Origin of the sequence: Psychrobacillus sp. NPDC093180 (assembly GCF_044754065.1) — a bacterium.
Taxonomy (GTDB): domain Bacteria; phylum Bacillota; class Bacilli; order Bacillales_A; family Planococcaceae; genus Psychrobacillus.
Window position 1 is genome coordinate 17914 of sequence record NZ_JBIVOJ010000016.1, and the last position, 15475, is coordinate 33388.

General features: G+C 37.4%; 13 protein-coding genes. 1 reads left to right on the top strand and 12 read right to left on the bottom strand.

The annotated features are described in order from the left end of the window. Nucleotides 1-756 precede the first annotated feature (756 nt). From ACIP9W_RS19545 to lplA, 6 genes are all read right to left on the bottom strand, one after another. The gene (locus ACIP9W_RS19545; protein ID WP_400792799.1) at nucleotides 757-2307 is read right to left on the bottom strand and encodes a fatty acid--CoA ligase family protein; all 1551 of its coding nucleotides are present in this window, start codon (nucleotides 2305-2307) and stop codon (nucleotides 757-759) included. A 116-nt stretch (nucleotides 2308-2423) separates the two neighbouring features. Next, nucleotides 2424-4358 carry an FtsX-like permease family protein gene (locus ACIP9W_RS19550; RefSeq protein WP_400792801.1) on the bottom strand — a complete coding sequence of 645 codons (1935 nt, stop codon included), beginning with the start codon at nucleotides 4356-4358 and terminating at the stop codon, nucleotides 2424-2426. Next, nucleotides 4330-5103, bottom strand: coding sequence for an ABC transporter ATP-binding protein (locus ACIP9W_RS19555; protein WP_282241991.1), 774 nt, complete (start codon nucleotides 5101-5103; stop codon nucleotides 4330-4332). The genes ACIP9W_RS19550 and ACIP9W_RS19555 overlap by 29 nt, the downstream gene beginning before the upstream one ends. After that, nucleotides 5063-6109: a sensor histidine kinase gene (locus ACIP9W_RS19560; protein WP_400792803.1), complete on the bottom strand. Its 1047-nt coding sequence runs from the start codon at nucleotides 6107-6109 to the stop codon at nucleotides 5063-5065. The genes ACIP9W_RS19555 and ACIP9W_RS19560 overlap by 41 nt, the downstream gene beginning before the upstream one ends. A gap of 1 nt (nucleotide 6110) precedes the next feature. Continuing rightward, nucleotides 6111-6815, bottom strand: coding sequence for a response regulator (locus ACIP9W_RS19565; protein WP_400792804.1), 705 nt, complete (start codon nucleotides 6813-6815; stop codon nucleotides 6111-6113). Between the two features lie 138 nt (nucleotides 6816-6953). Then, complete coding sequence (lplA, locus tag ACIP9W_RS19570) at nucleotides 6954-7946, bottom strand: lipoate--protein ligase (protein ID WP_400792806.1); 993 nt, start codon at nucleotides 7944-7946, stop codon at nucleotides 6954-6956. Between the two features lie 122 nt (nucleotides 7947-8068). On the opposite strand from lplA, the gene yhfH reads away from it, so the two are divergent. Further along, nucleotides 8069-8194, top strand: a complete 126-nt coding sequence (gene yhfH, locus ACIP9W_RS19575; RefSeq protein ID WP_142540680.1) for a protein YhfH — start codon at nucleotides 8069-8071, stop codon at nucleotides 8192-8194. Nucleotides 8195-8858: 664 nt separating this feature from the next. Here yhfH and ACIP9W_RS19580 read toward each other — a convergent pair. The 6 genes from ACIP9W_RS19580 to ACIP9W_RS19605 form a co-directional block, all read right to left on the bottom strand. Next, nucleotides 8859-11048, bottom strand: a complete 2190-nt coding sequence (locus ACIP9W_RS19580) for a YhgE/Pip family protein (RefSeq protein ID WP_400792808.1) — start codon at nucleotides 11046-11048, stop codon at nucleotides 8859-8861. Between the two features lie 68 nt (nucleotides 11049-11116). Next, nucleotides 11117-11686, bottom strand: coding sequence for a TetR/AcrR family transcriptional regulator (locus tag ACIP9W_RS19585; RefSeq protein ID WP_400792810.1), 570 nt, complete (start codon nucleotides 11684-11686; stop codon nucleotides 11117-11119). Nucleotides 11687-11785: 99 nt separating this feature from the next. Beyond that, nucleotides 11786-12241 carry a FixH family protein gene (locus tag ACIP9W_RS19590; protein WP_400792811.1) on the bottom strand — a complete coding sequence of 152 codons (456 nt, stop codon included), beginning with the start codon at nucleotides 12239-12241 and terminating at the stop codon, nucleotides 11786-11788. Next, nucleotides 12238-13632: a sensor histidine kinase gene (locus tag ACIP9W_RS19595; protein ID WP_400792812.1), complete on the bottom strand. Its 1395-nt coding sequence runs from the start codon at nucleotides 13630-13632 to the stop codon at nucleotides 12238-12240. The genes ACIP9W_RS19590 and ACIP9W_RS19595 overlap by 4 nt, the downstream gene beginning before the upstream one ends. Beyond that, on the bottom strand, nucleotides 13629-14303 hold the full coding sequence (locus tag ACIP9W_RS19600; protein ID WP_400792813.1) for a response regulator transcription factor: 675 nt from the start codon (nucleotides 14301-14303) through the stop codon (nucleotides 13629-13631). The genes ACIP9W_RS19595 and ACIP9W_RS19600 overlap by 4 nt, the downstream gene beginning before the upstream one ends. Next, the gene (locus ACIP9W_RS19605; RefSeq protein WP_282242000.1) at nucleotides 14300-15238 is read right to left on the bottom strand and encodes a hypothetical protein; all 939 of its coding nucleotides are present in this window, start codon (nucleotides 15236-15238) and stop codon (nucleotides 14300-14302) included. The genes ACIP9W_RS19600 and ACIP9W_RS19605 overlap by 4 nt, the downstream gene beginning before the upstream one ends. Between the last annotated feature and the right edge of the window lie 237 nt (nucleotides 15239-15475).

Genomic DNA, 15475 nt, shown 5'->3' on the forward strand with positions numbered 1-15475 from the left:
CAGGAGTCACGCCTGCAGCAAAAATCATTGGTAATATCTTTTTTATTAATGATCGACTTGCTAAAAACAAAAACATCAATAGTTTTTTGACTAAGTAAATCCATTAAATGGCTAAGGGCAACCAAACAGCTGTCGAAAGCAACCAATTCTAGTCTGTGAGCAACCAAATCACTGTTGAGAGCAACTAGTTCTAGTCGAAAGCAACCAAATTACTTCTGAGAGCAACCAATTTTCATAAAACAAGTTTACTTGGAGTGAGACGCCGATATGGATGAACGTTATTTAGGATTACTTTATAAAAAAGCTTCCGCTTGCTCGGCTTTATCGTGTTCAGAGGCCAGTTTGTCGTGTTCGCAGCTCATTATGTCGCGTTAAACCATTTGTTGGCATTTATTAGTTGGAGAACATCTGAATAAGTTTCATTTGTTAAACAGTGACACTGATTAGATAGCGTTATCCTCCATAGATTGTAGCGAAAGGGCGTCGACTCCAGCCGGAATAGCTTGAGCTGAAGACCCTGGACAGAGCGTAGCGAAGGAAGCGACTGAAGCCAAGCCGGCGGAAAGCGTACGCCCTGCAGCGGAAATCTTAGCGGATTCTTCATTCCATTCACTACTTCGCAGTTTCCCTATACGGTTCTTAATATATGATCTGGTATTGCTTATACCTAATGGTAGATAAATGTTTGAATAACATTCATTTCATTATTACCAAAGTCACCAAAAAGCCGCCTCTATCTAGAAGCGGCTACTTTCTTTAATGGACCGTTTGCTCTTTCAATGAACGACGCAAAATTTTTCCAGTCGTGTTTTTCGGCAATTCTTCTAAAAACTCAATTCGTTTAGGAATCTTATATTTTGCTAGTTTTTCCGAACAATACTCCAGCAATTGTTGTTCCGTTAACGAAGGATCTTTCTTCACTACGAATGCAAGAACTTCTTCCCCAAAAGTAGGATCCGGTACTCCGACAACCGCTGCTTCTATAATACTTGGGTGCTCAAATAGAACTTCCTCTACTTCTCTAGGGTATACATTATACCCTCCAACAATAATCATATCTTTCTTTCGATCTACAATATAGAAGTAACCTTCCTCGTCTTGTCTCGCAAGGTCTCCTGTATAAAGCCAACCATTGCGAAGCGTGTTTTCGGTTTCTTCTGGCATTTTATAATAACCTTTCATCACATTAGGTCCTCGGACAATCAGTTCCCCAACTTCTCCAATAGGAACCTCTTCTCCCAATTCGTTTACTACCTTGTTTTCCACATTCAAAATATTAGTCCCGATAGAGCCGGGCTTCCGTTCACGATCAATTGGATTGAAACAAGTTACTGGAGATGCTTCAGATAAACCGTACCCCTCTGATACGCGTACATGGAATTTGTTCTCAAAATTATGAAGTAACGCAACTGGCAGGGAAGACCCACCGGAAATCGCCAAACGTACGCTTGAGAAATCCTCCACTCTATCTTCTGGGTATTGATACAAGAAATTATACATTGTCGGAACTCCTGCAAAAACAGTCGCTTTTTGTTCTTTTGCAATCGTGAATACATCCTGAGGGTTAAATCTAGGAACTAGTAATATCGTAGCTCCCATAAGTAATGGTGCATTCACTACAACAGTTAGTGCAAATACGTGAAAAACAGGAAGCGTTGCAATGACGCGATCATCTGTATTAATACTCAAATACTCTGCTACATCACGTGCATTCGAGTAAATATTATTATATGTAACCATCGCACCTTTTGGATATCCTGTAGTACCTGATGTATACAAAATAATCGCTGTATCATCATCTGACACTTCCACAGCCTTTACTTGTGCTCCAGAAATAGAAAGTAAAGATGAAAACGTTTTCACTCTTGCTTTTAAAGAATCTGAAAGACTAGCTATCTTCTCTACCGTATCCGCTTGCGTTTCACAAATAATATAGTTTTCCACAGTCGTAAATACATTAGCCGCTCTTTCTACTAAAGGTAATAAAGCATCAAGCGCAATAATCACCTTTGCATCACTATTTTTCACAATATAACTTATTTCATCTGGTGTATATATAGGATTTATCGGTACCGCAGTTGCCCCTATACGCATCGTTGCATATAAAGCTATTAAAAAATGTGGTGTATTGCCGAGTAAAAACCCAACATGGTCACCTTTTTCAATTCCCAATGTTCGGAGGCCATGTGCAAATCGTTCTACTGTTTGGTCAAATTCTGCATAAGTCGTATCTTTTCCCATAAAATGATACGCTATTTTTTCCGGATGCATTGAGGCAATTTGTTGAACTTGCGAAGCTAAACCCATTTTCCCATCTCCCATTTTTTATTTGAATGAGTATTCATTCACATCCCCAAATTCATTATATAAAAAAAGTTTTGACAATTCAATCTCAAAAGAAGATTGCATATGACAATCTTCTTTTACTCTTGTATATGGGCAATATATCTCCATCGAATTAAGAAAAAATAAGAGACTTGAATAACAGTAAATACAATTAGCACAATTAACATTTCCATTGCAATCGAAACCGCTGCTAGATCTACCCAAAAGGCTTGTAAAAAGATAAATGAAAATGTACTATGCACCATTGCAAGTCCCCACGGTAAAAAGAATTGTGGAACTAATTGTCGATTTACAATTTTCACTAGTTCTCGATCGGTTACTCCCATTCTTCGAAGGACATCATATTGCTTTTTATCTCTATCTAAATCTGTATAAAGTTTAAAATAGACAAAACTTCCAGCCGCAAGCAAAAGGACTGCTGCTACAAGTAAGCCAGTAAACAATAATAATGCAAACGTTGCACGAATAACAGAAAAATTCAATCCTGGATTCACAAAATAAAACGGATTGGGATTAACTTCTGAAACACCCATCGTTTCGGTCATAATTCTATCTAAATTAGTTCCCACATCTTTAGTTCGCAACCACTCCGATACATGAAATGCATAAAAAGTAGTTTTAGACTCTTCTATACTAAACCCAAATAGTGGTTCCGTTATAAGAGAAAAATCCTCGTCACTAATAATGAAAGCTCTATTTTTTATAGCAAAAGAAGGAAAAATCGAGTGTTTATACATTCCTTTTATTTGGATTGGGATGCTACTTTCTTCGAGTACTGTTTGTTCCTCTCCACTTCGAATATTTTCAAAGTCCACTTGGTTATTCCAAACTAATAGCGCTTCCCCTTGCCTCAAGTCGATTAACGGCAGTTTCAAGGCTACCGCCAAGCTATTGACTTCTGATTCCTTTATCACATTAACTGGCTCATGGGAGTTAGAGGAAGTTTGCTTTTTCACATTAAATTTTACGAGTTCGTAAGACAAGCCTTCCCTTTGAAGCTCCTGCGACAAGTTCATAATATGTGCTTGTTCAAATGGATTGTCCCAATCACTAGCATAGAAAATACTGACGGGGTTCAGATCCCGATACTGTGCTGTAAAGGAAGTGAAGGAAGTTACTACTCCAACAGATAAAAATGCAATAGTCGACACTATCGTCACAACAAAAAACATCCGGGCATTTTCCCTAATTTTAATCGATGCTTCCGCAAACGCGATTAGACGAAATGAATGCCAATAGAGACTTTCCCTTCTCCGGATGATGTCGAGTATATATAACATACTATCTGTGTAAAAGAAATATGTCCCTATAAAAGCCATTAATATAATCAGCAAGCTCATAAATATATTCATATGGAAAATAGAAAAAATTACGAGACCATACGCTACTGCTAACAACCCTAACCCTAAAAAAGCGTTCCCTTTTTTAAACGTAGCGACTTCGTTGTATTTGCCGTCCCCTTTTATAAGCTGGATAACCTCTTTTTTTCGGATGAATACAACGCTACTGATGGAGATGATGATAAATTGAGATAAAAACACTATAATCGTTAAAGCAAAAGGCTTCCACGATAAGTAAAGAGGTAGACTATCCAGTAAAAACAATTCTCGAATAATCATGAAGAAAAATTTAGAGAAAGAAAATCCAAAGAAAATCCCAATCGTAATAGATATAAACCCTAAAATCATCGTTTCTAAAAAAATTAAACGATTTAACTGCTGCCTTTCCATTCCTAAATTTAGCAAAACCCCGAACTCGTGTAATCTAGCTTGTAAAAACGCACTCATTGAATAAAACAAAAAGAACATTGTAAAGATGATCAGAATTGCTTGTGCAACTAGCATTCCACCAAAAGCAATATCTCGTAAAAACTTATCTTCAATATTGGGATGAAACATAAGCATTGAGTACACGAAGAACACCATGACTGAAAATATACTCGCCATAAAAAATGCGGCGTATATTCTACTATTACGAATTACGTTATGATAAGCGAATTGTTGAAAGGTCATTTACATTTCCACCCAATAAAGACAACACATTAAGTATTCTTTGGAAAAAAGTTTGTCTTCTGTCATCTTTATAAATCTCATTGAAGTATTCTCCATCTTTTATAAATAACACTCGATCACAGTAACTAGCCGCTATTGGATCGTGTGTAACCATCATAATGGTCGTTTCACTTACTTTGTTCACTTGTGAAAGAATTTCTAATACATCTTTTGCTGCTTTCGAATCTAAATTTCCGGTAGGCTCATCCGCTAGAATGATACTCGGTTCATGTATTAACGCACGTCCAATAGCTGTTCTTTGCGCCTGGCCTCCTGAAATCTCCGATGGTCTTTTTTCTAAAATAGAAGTTAGGTTAAGATGTTCTGCAATACGTTGTACTTTCGCTTTCATTACTTCCACCGATTGGCCATCGAGCGTTAATGGTAATACCATGTTTTCTTCCACCGTTAGCGCAGGGAGCAAATTGAAATCTTGAAACACAAAACCAAGCTCCCTTCTTCGAAAGAGAGATAAATCGTTTTTAGGGAGCTCTGCTGGTTTTAAGCCGCTAATCGTAATTTCTCCGGATGTTGGTCGATCGATAGTCGAAATAATATTCAATAATGTCGTTTTCCCGCTTCCAGAAGGTCCCATTACTGCGATGAACTCTCCTTTTTCTACTTCAAAGCTTAATTGATTAATCGCTAGATGTGCTACTTTGCCTTCATATACTTTCGTTACTTCCTCCAGTATTAATATGGACATCTTGCCCACCTCGCTTCATAATTTCTTGTCTATCAAACTTAATCGATACGGTTGTCCCTTGTCCTACACTTGATTTAACGTCTATTTCATGCCCTAAACGGCTACAAATTTCCTGTGCCAAATATAATCCCATACCAGTAGATTCGCCAGTTTTCCGACCATTTTCACCTGTGAAAAATGCTTTTGTCACCCTTTTAATATCCGATGCTGGGATACCGATTCCCTCATCTCTAACAGAGAAAATGATTTGCTTCTCCTCGATCTTCGTTTCAAAATACACTTTTTTATTTTTTTCAAATGTATATTTAACTGCATTCGTTACAAATTGTGCAATCACATAACGAATCCATTTTCTATCCGATGTAATCATGCAATCATCCTCCATTGAAATCACTGGAAATAGATGCTTGCCGATAAATAATCGCTTGTTCTCCGTCACAACTTCCTTTACTAATTGCTTTAAATCTATTCGCTCGATTTGCATATCTTCTTCAAAAGTATCCAATCTCGCATTCATTAGAACTGCTTCTAGCCCTCTTTTTAACCGATCCATTTCTTCCATTACACTTTTCGAATCTATTTGTTCATTATTTTGCGCCATCAGTTCAAGAATAGAAATCGGGGTTTTCATTTGATGTACCCAGCTATTCATAAACTGTAAATGCCTATTTTGTCTTGCGTATAAAAGTTGTACTTCCTTTTGATATAAACGATAGATATGTTGTAAGTAATTCTCAACTTGTTTAATTTCGGGAGATTGCGCTGATCGTTGTAAAACAACTTCTAATTGAGTTGGGATAGAGAGAATTTTTTTATAGAACGTATATTTTTTCACAAATAACGTCCCTAAAAAAGTAAGCGTTAATATAATACTAATAACAATGGAATAGACCGCGGTGTCTAAATTTCGAAATCCATCCAACCAGTACAATAACATCACAAATAATACTAACGAAAATTGAAAAATGATAAACAGTAAATGCTCCTTTAAAAATAAACGAAACATATTAAGCTTCCTCCGGACTTAGGTTCAAACGATATCCTGCTCCTCGAACTGTTTCAATTGTAGATATCACACCGTAATCCGCCATTTTCTTTCGCACCCTTGTCATATTGACATTAAGCGTATTTTCATCAACAAATGATTGGTCATCCCATAGTTCTTCTAGTAATTGCTCTCTAGTGACTAGCTTTGGATAATTCTTTAGTAATAATTCAAGAATGGTACATTCTTTCTTTTGAAGTGGAATTTCTTCTTTGGATGTATGTAATTCCATACGTTCCATATAAAGTTGTAATTTCCCTACCTTCACTACACGCTCTTCCTGTTTCGCTGCATACTCACCATATGTTCTTCTTAAATGGCTTTTTATCTTAGCTAGGACGATTTCATAGTGAAAAGGCTTCGTAATAAAATCATCTCCACCATTTTCGAGTGCGAAAACTTGGTCCATCTCACCCGATCTTGCCGAAACAAAAATAATTGGGCAAGTAGTTAGCTGACGGAGTTGACGACACCAATAGTAGCCATCATAAGATGGTAAATTCACATCTAGTAACACAATATGAGGATCGAATGCTGTAAACTCCTCGATTATATGATCGAAATTTTCAATTGTATGTACTTCATAATGGTATTTCCTCAAAGTATCTGCAAGTAGCGATGCGATTTTCCGATCATCTTCTACTACTAACACACGGTGTATCGTCACAAAAATCCTCCTCCGAAATATTATTCTTACCTTATTATATCAAAAAAGAGTCTCCCATACGTTAGTATGTTAGACTCTTCCATCATTACTCACACAAGGCTAGGAGTTAGCAATTCTCTGTTTGCCATACCGACCATTTTAGTAAATAAGCTGTACTAGTTCTTCCTTTGAAATCCCTCCGAAGTATTTAGGGACATCCACCTGCTCCAGTGCTTCTTCAATCGCTTGCTTACTATAGACTTTACCTGTTAATAATTGTTCCACTTCTTTAATATCTCCAACACCAAAGAAGTCACCATAAATATTTACTTCTTCTATAATGCCTTTATTTACTTCTAAGCGAACATCGACACCGCCTGCTGGGAATCGGTGTGAATGCTTCATGTTAAATTTAGGGGATTTACCGTAGTTCCAATCCCATTGTTGATAACGTTCTTCCGAGAGCTTATGAATATTACTCCAATCTTCATCCGTCAGCTCCCAATATTGAATATTTTCTGTTCCACCGAAAATAGAGGAAAGAATTTCAGAACGGAATTGTTCAATTGTCATCGGTTCTGCAAGTAAATCAGCAATATTTGTTACACGACTTCGAATTGATTTGATACCTTTTGACTCAATTTTTTCTTTACTTACTTTTAATGCGGACACAACTGCATCAATTTCTGTATCAAACATTAATGTCCCATGGCTAAACATTCTTCCACGAGTAGAAAACTGCGCATTACCGGAGATTTTTTTACCTTCTGCTAATATGTCATTGCGTCCTGATAGTTCCGCATTAACACCCATTTTATGCAATGCATCAACCACTGGCTGTGTAAACTTTTTAAAATTACGGAAGCTGTCTCCATCGTCTTTCGTTAAAAAGCTGAAATTCAAATTCCCCAAATCATGGTACACAGCACCTCCGCCTGAAAGTCTGCGGACAGGGATTATCCCGTTTTTTTCTACAAAATCTGTATTAATTTCTTCGATTGTGTTTTGGTTTCTGCCAATGATGATAGAAGGCTGATTTATGTAAAACAAAAGAAATGAATCTTTTTCCACATCCATTGTATTTAGTGCATATTCTTCAATTGCTAGGTTAATGCGTGGGTCGGTTATACCTTTATTATCAATAAAATACATGCTGATCTCTCCTTTACTCCTATTTTAACAAAAAACGAATTAATGTGTTGACAAAAGATTCTGTGTTATATTACAATGTATTTAACTTAACCAGTTATATAACAGATGGAGGTGGAACAACTATGTTAGAAAACGTACTTGAATTTTTCCGTAACCTGCCTAAAAAGAATTGCGCTACATGCGGCGAAACCATCGAAGAACAACATGAGTGCTATGGAAATCACTGCGACAAATGCAGTAATCTTTAATTTCATCAAAAAAGCCAACTAGATACTCCCCTTTCTAGTTGGCTTTTTTTAATTTTTAAAAGTAAAATACGATATTGCATTCATTTATATAGGGCGTTATATAGAGGAAACTGCGCGGTAAAGCTTTATTAGATGTCCGCCGTGATTTTCACTCCAGTCGGGCGCTTTCCGTGGGGTGAGCGATGAGCCATCCCCTCCGCTTTGGGCGTCGTTGGAATGTCTCATTAGCCCACCAGAGGAACGAAGGCTAAGGTCGCCACATCGTGTGGCAATGCCTTCGAAACCAACATCCTGTTGGCCTCCACAGGAGTTGCCGCCTGTAGCGAAAATCAATGGTAATTTCTTTTTATTTATGATCGACTTGCTGAAAACAAAAACATCAACAGTTTTTGACTAAGTAAATCCAAAAAATGGCTAAGGGCAACCAACAGCTGTCGAAAGCAACCAGTTCTAGTCTGAGAGCAACCAAAAGTCTGTTGAGAGCAACTAGTCTAGACTGAAAGCAACCAAATTACCCCTGAGAGCAATCAATTTTCATTAAACAAGTTTACTTGGAGTGGGACGTCGATGACTACTTCGCAGTTTCCCTATATAGCTCCTATTAACTTCTTGAATTTAAATAGAAAAAGCGCTTATCTCTCACATCAAAGATAAGCGCTTTTTATTATGCTTCTGCTGTTTGTTTTGAATGACGTTTTTTGAATATAAGCATGAAATAGCCAAATGTTAAGACTAGACATACTACCATAAATCCGATTAGTACACCGTTGCTCGCCCATAGGTTACTCATATTTCCTGTAGAAATAGCCGCTTTAAAGGCTTGAACAGAATAAGTCATCGGCAAGAGTTTATTAAATATTTGTAATGGCTGTGGAATCAGTTCCAGTGGGAATGTTCCAGCACTTGTCGTTAATTGAAGGATTAAAACAAGAATTGCCAAGAATCTTCCGGAATCACTTAGAACAGATACAAATAGTTGAATCAACGCTAAAAATGTAAAGCTTGTAATAATCGCTGTTAGGATGAACATACCTACATTTTGAGTTTCTAGCTTAAGCGCAAATAATGCGATCGCTACGACGATTAAGGATTGAATAATACCTACAACCCCAAGTACAGTTACTTTACTTGTAAACCATGCTGCTCCATTTGTAGGTTTGATAGCTGGTTGTACAAGTGGGAATACGATCGAAATTAGTAATGCTCCAACGAATAGACCAAGTGATAAGAAGTAAGGAGTGAATCCTGTACCATAGTTAGGTACTCCATTGACAGCTTCTGTATCTACATCTACTGGAGAGGAAATCATATCAAATGTATCATCATTTGCACTTACGTCTCCAACTTCTTTACTTGCATCTTGTAAGCGAGTTTTCAATGTATCTGTACCATCGACCAATGCTTTTGTACCGTCCGCTAGTTTAGTCGATCCAGCTGCAAGTTCTCCTGATTTTTCTGCTAGCGTTCCTGTTCCCTTTTGTAATTGTGTAGAACCGTTTGCTAACTGATTAAGACCACTAACCAAGTTTGTTGAACCTGTGTATGCCTGCCCTATACCAGTATTAAATTCTTTCATTTTTGCTGCTAGTGTATTTGTTCCTGTTGCTAAACTAGAAGAACCTTCTACTAATGCCGCAGATGACTCATTTAGTTTTGCAACACCTTGCCCTGCTTGTGTATATCCTGCACTTAATTGTGCAGCTCCATTATGAACTTGAGCTGTTCCATCAGCTAATGCATTTGCTCCACCAGCAAGCTTTTCTAATCCGGCTGACACTGACGAACTTCCATTTTCTAATTGTTTCAGTGTTTCCGTTAATGCTGCTGCTTGTTCTGCTGGAAGTGTAGCACTTATTTGTTCCATTTGACTTGCTAACGCTTTAATACCAGTAGTTACTTGAGAAGCCCCTTGTGATAATTGGTTTGCGCTATCGTTTAAAGTTGCAGAACTACTTTGCAACTTCGCTAATGATTCGATTAAAGCTTTTTCTTTCTCACTAAGTAGTTGATAGCTTTCATTTAATTTTGCAACGCCTGCAGTATAGTCGCTAATACCTTCTTTTAATGAGCCTGCACCTGTTGCTGTTTGGCTTGCACCATCCGCTAACTGAGTGGACCCGTCAGCAAGTTTAGCTATTCCGTCATTTAGCTGAGTAGAGCCTTTCGCTGCTGATTGAATACCATTTACTACTGTATCTGTACCATCTTGCAGTTCAATTGTGCTGCTTGCCAGTTGCTCTAAATAGCCTTTTAAATCGCTAGCACCGTTATCTATTTCTGAAGCACCATCTTTTAATTGACCAGCACCATCTGACGCTTCGGCAAATCCATCACCAATTTTAGTAATCGAATCAAAAAGCTGTTCTGCGTAAGTCGAAGTGACTTCTTTGTTCACCTCTGCACGAATACGATCCATGGCAGTTCCACCAATTTGAGACGCTAGGAAATTGTATCCTTCGTTTGCTTTGTACGTGATTACCATTTTTTCTGGCTGTTCATCTAGTAATGTTGTCGCATGTTGTGAAAAGTTTTCTGGAATTTCGATGAGCAAGTAATAATCCTGATTTTCTAAGCCTTGCTGTGCATCTTTTTTCGACACAGATATAAAATTGAATTGCTCACTATCCATCAATTTATCCTGTAACGTCTCACCAAGCTTAAGTTCTAGTCCCTCCATTTGTGCACCTTCATCTGAATTGACGATTGCTACAGGTAAATCACTTAAGCTTGCATATGGATCCCAAAAAGCCCATAAGAACATTCCTGCATACAAAACAGGAATAAATAAAACAGCAATAATCGGAATCAATAATTTTCGATTCGTCAATATCGCTTTCCATTCTGCTTTTATCATTCTATCTTCCTCCTAAAACTATTTGACCGAATCACTCATTCGGTCATTTATTATCAAAAAAATAAGTCTCAAACTAAGAGACTACGAAAAATTGTTTCTTGAAAAAAGTTTGCGATTTCTACTTCGGGTAATGATTCGTCATGCGTAACATTCCAATCATTAATAAAAGCAAGATACGCCTTAAACAATAGATATGCTACAAGTTCGCTATTTATTTGTCTCAATTCACCCTTTGCTACATACTTATCAATCTTCTCTTTAATGAATGTAACAATCGCTTGCTCCGTTTCATGTAGCATTTGTTTAGCAGCTGGTGTTCTCCAATCTTTTTCCTCATCCACAATTTTGGCATATAGTTGATGAGTTTCTCGGAATTCCAGCATTTTCATCAAAGCAGCATGGGCATTTTCTTGAAAAGAAGCACCTTCTTGAATAGCATCTGTTGCCTCCTGCTTCATCTCACAAATCATTTTCCGTACAATTTCTTGAAAGAGCACTTCTTTATTTTCAAAAAAAGTATAGATCGTTCCTTTACCTACATTTGCGATTTTTGCTATTTGCTCCATCGTGGTAGCTTTGTAACCGAACAGCGAAAAAGATCTAGTAGCAGCTTCTAAGATTTCTTTTTTGCGATCCATTTGGCAACCCTCCATATTCCACTATAAAAATGACCAGAAAACCATTTCGGTCATCTAGTCATTATAATACTCCTAACATATTCTTTTTGCAAGCATTTCTTAATGACCGTTGTGCATTGTATCATCACTTTCGTCTGGTAATACTTTACTCAAGTCTGGACTCCCAACTGTCAGCTTTTGTTTTGGCATTGTATGGAGACCCCTTGCAGTAGTGTGAGCAAACATATAATAGACCCCGTCATGATCAAATGTATGATTTGCTTCATATACACCATCTTTTGTTAACGTCCCTTCAATCATTTTCCCTTCATCACGTAAACCGGATTCCCACACTTCGAATTCTACCTTATCTGCATCGTCAACTGCTTCTTCCCCTTGAGTTACCTTGGCAGATAAAACAACTTTCTCTCCTACTGCTAATTGTTCAGGAGTTTGTATTTGTACAACAATCTCTTGAAAAGTCGTTTCTTCATGATTTGTATGACTCGCCTCTTCTGCTCCACAACCTGTTAACACCATTGCTGCTAATGTAAAAGTCCCTATCCATTTTATCATTCGAATAAATCCTCCCAAATTGGTAATGTAATATATACAGTAGTTCCTTTTCCTACTTCACTTTCAAAAGCAAGTTTACCATTTTGCACATCTACTAGTTGCGCAGCAATGGACAACCCTAATCCTGTTCCACCATCTGATCGGCTTCTCGCCTTATTTACACGGTAAAAACGTTCCGTTATATGAGGCAAGTGCTCCTTTTCGATTCCACATCCTTCATCTGTAATTTGAATAATCGTTTCTTTTTTCATTGTTTTATTCGAAATAACGATTTTGGACATGTTCGATGAATATCTAATAGCATTTTCTAAAATGTTAATAAGCACTTGCTTTGTTTTTTGTTCGTCTACACATAAAATCGTTTCTTCGTCTATTGAAATAGCAAACGTTATTTCCTTTTCGTTAGCGATCGGTTTTACAAGCTGTATGACCTCCCGAATTGTTTCTGCTAAAACGAGTGGACCAGTTTCTACCTCTTCTAACGTTTCTGATCTTGCTACAGTCAACAAATCATTGGTCAACTTCTGCATACGATTTGCTTCTCGTACGATAAGATTGTATATTTCTGGTTTTTTCTCTTCGGGTATTAGATTTTGTTCAAATGCTTCTCCATACCCTTTAATATAACTAATCGGTGTGCGAAGTTCATGAGAAACGACAGAGAGAAAGTTGCGCTTCTTATCGTCTTCCTGTTGAATAGATGTGGCCATTTGGTTAAAACTTTGCGCTAAATCCCCTACTTCATCTTGAGACTCCACTTTCACACGTGTATCATACTTTCCGGCAGCCATATCTAATGCAGCTTCGTTTAATATGGCTAAAGGTTTTAGCACTCTTTGCAAACTCTTCAGGCTAATATATGCCAAGCAAATTAATAGAAGAGAAACAATTGCAATTAAAAAAAGTACATCACTAGATGCCATTTCAGCAATTTTCGTTAAAGGCACATATATATAAATAATTCCTTCTAATCTATTCTCATCAACAAGTGGATAAATAACCGACACTACCTCCCGGTCAAATCGCTTTTCATACCCACGTTTTGTTAGTGCATTTCCATTTATTAGTTCGACTCGTTCTTCTGCTCCGATTAATGTATCATAATCAATATCGAACGGTAAACACGCGCTAAGCTCTCTCGGATTACGCACCGTAAATACTTCCATATCTGAAAAACGATTATAATCTTCGGTTTGTTTAATAAAATCATCCGTTACGACTCCGCCATCGTAGGTACGCTGCAAATTCTCTGCAACTTCTTTCATAGTAGCTTCTGTATGCTGCACATAAAGCTCCTCATATAAAAAATTCGTAAAGATGACTAAAAAAACTATCGTCGTTGTGATAAATACAAGTAACAACATCCAAATTTTAACCGATAGTTTTTTCATTTTCTTACCTCAAAACGATAACCAATACCCCAAACGGTTTCAATGTATCTTCCTGCGACAGTACCAAGCTTTAATCGAAGCGTTTTGATATGTGTATCTACTGTCCGAGTCCCGCCTTCATAATCTAGCCCCCAAAGTCTTTCTAAGAGCTGCTCCCTTGAGAACGCCACCCCTTCATTGTCCATAAATAAATGAAGCAGTTCATATTCCTTCAGTGTAAGATTGATTTTTTTACCACTACTTAATATTTGTCTGCCAGCAGGATCATTTACTAAGATTCCTTTTGTGATCTTTACATCTTTCGTTTCTTTCCCCATTCTTCTTAAAAGAGCATCTATTCTCGCTATTAGTTCAATCGCCGTAAACGGTTTAATGACATAATCATCCCCACCTAGTTTAAGCCCTTTTACTAAGTCTGTTTTTGCATCTAATGCGGTGAGAAAAATGATTGGTATTGATGAAAACTCTCTTAATTCCTGGCACACTTCAAAACCACTTTTCCCAGGCATCATGACATCGAGTAGTATTAAATCAATCGATATTGAATGAACCATTTGTATGGCTTCTTCTCCATTTTCAGCATGCAACACATCAAAACCACTTTTTTGCAAATGCAATTCAATTAGTTTGCGCATCTCCAGTTCATCATCTACTACTAATATCGTTGTCATTTGCTAACCTCCCTTACGACTAACTGAAATGGTCCTTTACCCACTTGAAGCTTATTTGTTACTTTGCCCGATTTTATAAAGTATAATTGATGATCATCATATCCTGCTAGTACAATGTTGTCTCCAAATGTTGCGATAGAAAATGGGTTTGCACCTGCTTTCATTGAAGCTAGCACCTCTCCCGTTTTTGAAATCTCATAAACTGTGCTGCTTCCATGACTCACCGCAAAAATATGTCCATTTCCCGCTTTCGTCATATGAATCGGCATCATCGGTGCTTCTATCTCACCGAGCAACTCTCCAGTTTTAATATTATATCTTTTAATAACTCGATTAGGACTACTACCAGCCCCATGTCCACCGAGCCATAGTTCGTTTCCACTCACTAAAATCCCATGCGAGGAATTAGGAATCTCCCATTTCGTTTTTTCCTTTAAATTTAATGAAAAGATCGAAAGAATTTCATCTTTGAAGTTCACTACATACAGATCACCGTCATGCGCAATCATCGACATCGGATAATTACCGGTAGCTGCTTCTGCTAGAAGTTCTCCTTTCTGATCGAAAAGAGAAACAGTATTTTCTTTTCCATTTGCTATGTAAATATTTTCTTCATAGGCGTAAGCAAAGGTTGTTCCTTCTCGTACATCCAGCGTTGCCAACTGTTTCCCCGTAGACAATTGAATAAGTACCGCTTCCTCCAACGTAAATCCATATAGTAATAATAGGTCATCTGACACTAATGTAAATCCTGTATATGCTGCATCCAGTTGCCAACTTTCCATCACTTCTTGCTCCTCGGAGATGAAATCTATCGTTCCCTCTACCACATTTAAGCTTGCAACAAATTTTTCGGATGGATCAATAGATGGCAACGAGGGCTTTCCACACGCACCCAGCAAAAACAAGACGAACAATATACTTAGCTTTTTCAACTCCCCACCCCCTAAAACTATTTTACCGAATACGTGTGAAGAAAGTTTGAAATTCGATTAAAGATAAGAGCAAACTCTGGGTAAAATATCCTTTTACAACTAAATACTCAATTTTTACAACTAAACTCCTCGAAATTCCAACTAAAACCGGTATTTTTCCAACTAAATGAAATCTCCAAGAAGTAATACCGAAAAATAGCTTTTGGGAGAAGAAAATGCATGCGGAAAATGGATAAA

What these genes read in the sequence shown, in the direction of transcription:
- ACIP9W_RS19555 (WP_282241991.1), bottom strand. Translation starts at nt 5,103, where the DNA reads ATGTCCATATTAATACTGGAGGAAGTAACGAAAGTATATGAAGGCAAA.
- ACIP9W_RS19560 (WP_400792803.1), bottom strand. Translation starts at nt 6,109, where the DNA reads ATGTTTCGTTTATTTTTAAAGGAGCATTTACTGTTTATCATTTTTCAA.
- ACIP9W_RS19550 (WP_400792801.1), bottom strand. Translation starts at nt 4,358, where the DNA reads ATGACCTTTCAACAATTCGCTTATCATAACGTAATTCGTAATAGTAGA.
- ACIP9W_RS19600 (WP_400792813.1), bottom strand. Translation starts at nt 14,303, where the DNA reads ATGACAACGATATTAGTAGTAGATGATGAACTGGAGATGCGCAAACTA.
- ACIP9W_RS19595 (WP_400792812.1), bottom strand. Translation starts at nt 13,632, where the DNA reads ATGAAAAAACTATCGGTTAAAATTTGGATGTTGTTACTTGTATTTATC.
- ACIP9W_RS19590 (WP_400792811.1), bottom strand. Translation starts at nt 12,241, where the DNA reads ATGATAAAATGGATAGGGACTTTTACATTAGCAGCAATGGTGTTAACA.
- yhfH (WP_142540680.1), top strand. Translation starts at nt 8,069, where the DNA reads ATGTTAGAAAACGTACTTGAATTTTTCCGTAACCTGCCTAAAAAGAAT.
- lplA (WP_400792806.1), bottom strand. Translation starts at nt 7,946, where the DNA reads ATGTATTTTATTGATAATAAAGGTATAACCGACCCACGCATTAACCTA.
- ACIP9W_RS19585 (WP_400792810.1), bottom strand. Translation starts at nt 11,686, where the DNA reads ATGGATCGCAAAAAAGAAATCTTAGAAGCTGCTACTAGATCTTTTTCG.
- ACIP9W_RS19580 (WP_400792808.1), bottom strand. Translation starts at nt 11,048, where the DNA reads ATGATAAAAGCAGAATGGAAAGCGATATTGACGAATCGAAAATTATTG.
- ACIP9W_RS19545 (WP_400792799.1), bottom strand. Translation starts at nt 2,307, where the DNA reads ATGGGTTTAGCTTCGCAAGTTCAACAAATTGCCTCAATGCATCCGGAA.